This is a genomic window from Carboxydocella sp. ULO1 (genome assembly GCF_002049255.1).
GTDB lineage: Bacteria > Bacillota.
Genome location: NZ_BDLQ01000144.1, coordinates 3,780 through 4,318, shown reverse-complemented (window position 1 = coordinate 4,318; position 539 = coordinate 3,780). Strand labels below are relative to the sequence as shown.

Annotated in this window: 1 pseudogene; it reads left to right on the top strand. The window is 53.4% G+C overall.

The annotated features are described in order from the left end of the window. Positions 1-539 (top strand): annotated as a pseudogene (locus tag ULO1_RS14095) (IS200/IS605 family accessory protein TnpB-related protein); the annotation flags it as partial.

Sequence of the window (539 nt, the reverse complement as noted above, 5' to 3'; positions counted from 1 at the left end):
GAGAGCAAGGGAGGCAACCCCAACATTAAGATATTTTATGACGGACAGGACTTCCGCCTGGCGGTTTCCCTCTCCCACCTTTCTGAACAGACAGGCATAGATAAACTTGGACGCCCCAGGATGAGCCAGGCCCCCAGGGTTGAGGGCAAGTTGTGGCTGCCGGAAAAACACCGGGAACTGGTGCAGATATGGCTGGCCATGAAGTTACCCTATGCGGTAGAACTGATCCGCACCCTGGAAGGACGCTATTTGGTACATTTGACATTTGAAGTGGTCAGGGTGCAGGAACCGGACTTTGCTAAAGGTTGTCTGGCTATAGACACAAACCCTGATGGGGTAGCCCTGTGTAATGTTAGTGCTTCCGGCCAGCCGGAGCCGTGGCCGGAGGGCTTCAGCGTTCCTTATCCCGGCAACCTGGGCAAGTACGAAGGAGAGTTTCAGGTTATCCCTTACCCGAACGGCTTTCTTTATATCAGAATACCAGACTTAGCCCATGCTTCCAGCTTCCGGCGTAGCTACCTGATAGGCGTTTTAGCCAA